This window comes from Leisingera sp. MMG026 (assembly GCF_021654205.1).
In the GTDB taxonomy this organism is placed as follows: Bacteria; Pseudomonadota; Alphaproteobacteria; order Rhodobacterales; family Rhodobacteraceae; genus Leisingera.
Window position 1 is genome coordinate 1 of record NZ_JAKFZM010000121.1, and the last position, 1,188, is coordinate 1,188.

The window sequence follows — 1,188 nt, forward strand, 5'->3', positions numbered from 1 at the left end:
AGTCGCTCTCGCGGCACTGGCGCTTGTGGTTGGCATGTCGAAGCATTCTTGCGGCGCACCGATTTTGTGATGTGGCGGACCTGCCTGACGATTGACGTTCTCAATCGGACAGGAGGTTCAAATGACACAGGAGAAGATGAGCCCGCTACGTGCGCGGATGATCGAGGATTTGCGTATTCGCGGGTTGGCGGAGACGACGCAGAAAGCCCATATCCGGGCACTTAAAGATTTCACCGCGTTTCTGGGTCGGTCGCCCGATACGGCGACGCCGGAAGAACTTCGCGCCTATCAGCTTTACATGACGGATACCGGGCTCACGCCTTCGGTCTACAACGCCCGGGTCGCCGGGCTGCGGTTCTTCTTCGGCATGACCTGCGATCGGGAGGACATGAAGAAGTATATCCAGTTCCGGACCGAACCCCGCAAACTGCCGATTGTGCTGAGCTTTGAAGAGGTCTCGGCGATTTTGGCCGCGGCGGCGGGACCCGGTCTCAAGTACCGGGCGGCATTGGGCATCGGCTATGGCGCGGGGTTGCGGGCATCCGAGGTCACCAATCTGAAGGTCCGCGATATCGACAGCGACCAGATGCTGATCCATGTCGAGCGCGGCAAAGGCGGCAAGGACAGGGACGTTATGTTGTCACCGTCGCTGCTGGAGCTGCTGCGGGCCTATTGGCGCGAGGCGGAGCCGCAGGGCTGACTGTTTCCGGGGCAGAGCAGGGTTGAGCCCCTGTCACCGCGCTCCCTGAACCGCGCCTTCAACTCAGCCAAAGCGATGGCCGGGATCAAGAAGCCCGCGACGCTGCACTCGCTCCGGCACAGCTTTGCCACGCATCTTCTGGAGGCCGACACGGATGTCCGCGTGATCCCGGTGCTGCTCGGCCATGCCAAGCTGACGACGACGGCGCGATAGACCCATGTCGCCACCAAGACGCTGCGCAATGTCGCCAGCCCGCTTGAACACATGCGAGACGTGACCTGACGGAGCGATGGGCGTGCCACGGCACGCGCTGGAGGTTGCGGACATCTTCAGGTCTCATGGCCCCGCCTACCGGCGGGCCAATTCCGGCCATGTCAGCCTGAGCCAGTTGAAGGTCATGTCGGCGATCGAGACCTGCCGGACAGAGGCGCTCGGCGGGCATGTGGCGGCTTGCACCAAGTGTCAGCACCAGCATATCGAAAGCATAT

The 1,188-nt window shown here is 62.2% G+C and carries 1 protein-coding gene and 1 pseudogene; both read left to right on the forward strand.

All coding sequences use genetic code 11. The features are described from left to right. The first annotated feature begins 121 nt into the window (after nt 1-121). A pseudogene (locus tag L1069_RS23705) lies at nt 122-982 on the forward strand (site-specific integrase). A gap of 13 nt (nt 983-995) precedes the next feature. Further along, nucleotides 996-1,188 (forward strand): transposase zinc-binding domain-containing protein (locus L1069_RS23710; RefSeq protein WP_237457285.1); only part of this gene is annotated, 193 nt, incomplete at its 3' end.